Origin of the sequence: Streptomyces sp. MNU76 (genome assembly GCF_020982545.1) — a bacterium.
Classification (GTDB): Bacteria; Actinomycetota; Actinomycetes; order Streptomycetales; family Streptomycetaceae; genus Streptomyces.
Genome location: NZ_JAJKLK010000037.1, coordinates 1 through 4,054, shown reverse-complemented (window position 1 = coordinate 4,054; position 4,054 = coordinate 1). Strand labels below are relative to the sequence as shown.

The window sequence follows — 4,054 nt, the reverse complement described above, 5'->3', positions numbered from 1 at the left end:
GTGGTTGACGGCGTCGTACATTGCTCCGTGCCCGCGCCGGTGCTCGGCCGTGAGCGTCAACTCGACCAGCGAGGTGACCGGGCCGTCCGAGCACAACACCGCGTCGGTGAGCTCGAAGAGCGCATCCGCCCGGGTGTAGAGGCAGTCGTAGAACTCGACACGAAAGTGGGACAGGACACCAACGCGGCGTCAGCGGACTGTTCAGCGGCGAGACTCTTCACCAGCGGCCGTTCCTTCACGCGACGTTGCTCGACACCTCGAAGCGTGAAGAACGGCCGCCCTGCTGTCTCGGGAACGAGCCAAGATCAGCAGGTCAGGTGAACGGCCGAGGTTAAACACCAAGCTCAGTGGCTGTTGTCGTTCCGATCTTGAGTGGTGTGCGTCGAACGGGAGTCTCGATCGGGTGACCGCAGTCGGTCGCGTGCATGAGAACAGACACCTCACGATGCCAACGCGTCAAGCTGCGGCGGCGAGTTCGGTGGGGAACGCGGTGTGTTCGTCGAACAGCTGGCGGTGTTGTAGGCAGTGGTAGAGCTGGCCGATCATGCGGTTGAAGAGGTTGCGCTGGGCGGCGGCGTGCCAGTCGCCGTGCTCGCGTCGTCGCCCGGCAGTGGGCGTTGGCTCCGGCGGATGTCCGGAGTGAGGCGAAGGCCCAGAGGTAGCCGGCGTGATTGAGCCGGTCGTTCTTCACCCACCGCCGTGTGATGGACGACTTCTTGCCGGAGGCCCTGGTGATGGGCGAGGAGCCGGCGTATGCCTTCAGGCCGCGGGCGTCGGCGAAGCGGCTGTGGTCGTCCCCGATCTCAGCCAGGATCCGGGCGGCGAGCTGGATACCGAGCCCGGGGAAGCTCAGCAGGATCTCAGCGTCCGGATGCTGAGGGAACGCCTCTTCCACCGCCTCGGCGAGCTGGTCGGCGGCGGTGCAGGCGGCTTCCAGCTGGAGAAGGAGGGCGAGCATCTGCTTGCCGAGCGCGTTCTCGACCAGCGGCGGCTGGTGGGCCCACTCGGCGCGGAAGACCTCGCGGACGCGGTCGGCCTCAGCCTCGATGCCGCGCTTGCGGCCTGCTCGTTTAAGGGCGGCCTGGAGCTGGGTGCGGGTCAGCCGCGCGGCCCGGGAGGGAGTCGGTGCGGCCTTGAGGAGTTCGCGGGCTTCGGGGCGGCACAGGCCGTTGGTCCAGGTGGCGAAGGCTTCCAGGGCGGCGGGGTAGTACTCGCGCAGCAGGGAGCGGAGCTGGTTGGCGATCTGTTGTCGGTTCCACAGCGCGTCCTGCTGGGCGCGGGCCAGGACGGCGATAGCGCGTCCGAGTTCGGAGTCGCCCGGCAGCGGCCGGTGGGCGTGCATGTCGGTGCGCAGGATGTTCGCGAGCACGAGTGCGTCGCCGGGGTCGGACTTCTTGCGGGAGACGGAGTGCCGGTCGCGGTAGCGGGCGGCGGCCAGCGGGTTGATCGCGAACACCTTGCGTTTGCCGGTTCGCAGCACGGCAACCAGCAGGCCGCGGGAGGTCTCGATCGCCACGGGGATCGGGTTCTCCTCGGTGTCGCCGTGCTCGGCGAGCAGGTCCAGCAGCAGTTTGTAGCCGGCCGCGTCGTCGGTGATGTGCCGCTTGGCCACCAGCGCCCCGGCATCGTTTACCAGGGCGACGTCGTGGGTTCGTTCCGCCCAGTCGATTCCGCAGTAGATCAAGGTTGTCCCTCCCCGATGTGCAGGTGTTTGCGCTGGTGACGAGCGCATGCGGGCCACGCGAGCGACCTAATCCCAGGCATCAACCGTCCTGCGGATGTGCCTCCACCTCACTAGCCGTTCGTGGCACCAGTGCACCCCACGGGCCTCGGTCTGCGCGGGAGCTCGGACGGCTCGGGCGTATCAAGAGGTCACCGTGCGGCAGGCTCGCACCACCAACACCAACGAGTGATCAAGAATCGGTGTTGACGCTCGACGGCCCTGGACGGCGCCGCTCTGGCTGGAGGCATCAAGGCCCAGACCGCACAGGCGTCCGTCCAGTGCCGACGAGCACCAGCGCCCGTCGACGGTGGTGGCGGCCCCGCTGCACCGCATGTCGCCGCTCTGCCTTGAGGCATCACACGCCAGGGCCTCTTGGGGCATCCATACGGCGCCCACGCGACCGCCACCACCATGAGCACCAGGACCGCGCACGCTGTCTAAAGCGAGGCGTTGCCCGCCCGGCAGCCACGAGGTGTCACGGTCCGGCACTCGAACATCCCGGGAGCCAACCGCTTCCTCGGAACGCCCTTAGCAACGGATTAGGGCCTCTTGGTAGCTCGGGGTTGCGAAGCCGACCGAGATCCAGGAGACCCTGTTGCCGCAGTTGTACGCGCTCGCGCCGGTGGAGTTCAACTCGGCTGCACCGACGTGTGATTGGAGCCGAGTGCGGGTGTGATCGATTCGCAGTCGGTCAAGGCGGACGTCGCCGTCGGTGCGGACAGCCGTGGCTTCGACGGCGGGAAGCTGGTCAACGGGCGCAAGCGGCACGTCGTGGTCGACACGCTCGGCCTGCTGCTGGGTGTGATGGTCACCGCAGCGGACACCGGTGATCGCGCCGCCGCGCAGGTCCTGCTGCGGCAAGTCGCCGACGCCCACCACCAGTTGGAGCTGGTCTGGGCCGACGGCGGCTACACCGGCGGCCTCGTCGAGTACTGCCTGGCCACGTTCGCGCTGGTCCTGGCGATCGTCAAGCGCAGCGACGACATGCGCGGCTTCGTGGTGCTGCCCAAGCGGTGGATCGTCGAGCGGGTGCGCCGTGAGGCGCTTGTTGATCGAGTGGAGGTGAAAGACCTGCACCAACCTGCTGTCGCAGCAGTGGGGTTGAAGCTGAGGGCAGCCTGATCCGGGAGGTGCCGGGGAGGGCGGGAAGCAGCCCTGACAAAGCCGGGGCGGGGCCAGGACCGTCAGATGGCCGTGTGCCCGGCGAGCATGACGGAGAGGTGTACGAGAGGAACCGGTGTGTGAAGCCTCGTAACGAATTCCCACCAGCTCGAACCTGACGGATCTGGGCTGGGTGCGGTGCGCGTCTGCCATCTGCTCGGGCAGGCGACTTGCGCGGAGGTCTCGTTCGCCGCCGCGCAAGGCCACGGTGAAGGACTGCGGCGTAGCCGTGGCGATGCCGCCGGGGGTATAGCCGGGCGCCTCCTCCGACAAGCGATCACAAGTGAACACGGGAACCGTCCCGGTCCCGCCGCGGGCCGCGCATCCGGCGCGGACATCCGGGCTGGGTCCACCGTCGGCCGAACGGTCCGGGATGGGGCGGAGCCGCCGTAGTAGTCCGAGCGCGGGAAAGCCGCGTACATGGCGAAGGGCGGCAGCAGGTAACGAGTGGAAGGGGACTGCAATGCCCGAAGACGCCGGAGTGGAGACTCCGGCCGTGCAGCGCGACGTGCCGGTGGTGCGGCCGCTGCAGGTACGGGAGATGCAGACCAAGCTGCACCGCTGGGCGGCGGCCGATCCCGGCTGCCGCTTCGATGATCTGTACCACCTGGTATGCGACCGCAGGTTCCTCGCACGTGCGTGGGACCGGGTCGCCGGCAACACCGGTGCCCGCACCGCCGGCGTGGACCGGGCCACGGCCCGCACCATCGCCGAGCAGGTGGGCGTGGAGGTGTTCCTGGACCAGCTGCGCGAGCAGCTTCGGCAGCGGACGTTCCGCCCGCTGCCGGTACGCGAGCGGATGATCCCCAAGCACGGCGGGAAACTGAGGAGTCTCGGCATCCCGACCGTGGCCGACCGCGTAGTCCAGGCGACGCTGAAACTGGTGCTGGAACCCATCTTTGAGGCTGACTTCACGCCGGTCTCCTACGGGTTCCGCCCCAACCGGAGGGCGCACGACGCGATCGCCGAGATCCACTTCTGGGGCACCCAAGGCTACCGCCAGGTCCTGGACGCGGACATCGAGGCGTGCTTCGACTCGATCGACCACACGGCCCTCATGGACCGGGTGCGTTCCCCGAGTCAAGGACAAGCGCGTGCTCGCCCTGGTCAAGGCGTTCCTGAAGGCCGGAATCCTGCGGGAGACCGGGACAATGGAGCCATCCGAGACCG

Annotated in this window: 3 protein-coding genes and 1 pseudogene; 2 read left to right on the top strand and 2 right to left on the bottom strand. The window is 68.3% G+C overall.

From position 1 onward, the window contains the following. On the bottom strand, positions 1 to 174 hold a 174-nt coding region (locus tag E4N62_RS47765; protein ID WP_230224798.1), incomplete at its 3' end, for a transposase. A gap of 282 nt (positions 175 to 456) precedes the next feature. Next, positions 457 to 1,732: pseudogene (locus tag E4N62_RS47760) on the bottom strand (IS110 family transposase). Between the two features lie 663 nt (positions 1,733 to 2,395). On the opposite strand from E4N62_RS47760, the gene E4N62_RS47755 reads away from it, so the two are divergent. Next, positions 2,396 to 2,845 carry a transposase gene (locus E4N62_RS47755; RefSeq protein ID WP_230223778.1) on the top strand — a complete coding sequence of 150 codons (450 nt, stop codon included), beginning with the start codon at positions 2,396 to 2,398 and terminating at the stop codon, positions 2,843 to 2,845. Between the two features lie 502 nt (positions 2,846 to 3,347). After that, positions 3,348 to 4,054, top strand: a 707-nt coding sequence (locus tag E4N62_RS47750) for a reverse transcriptase domain-containing protein (protein WP_308186480.1), incomplete at its 3' end; no start/stop codon positions are given.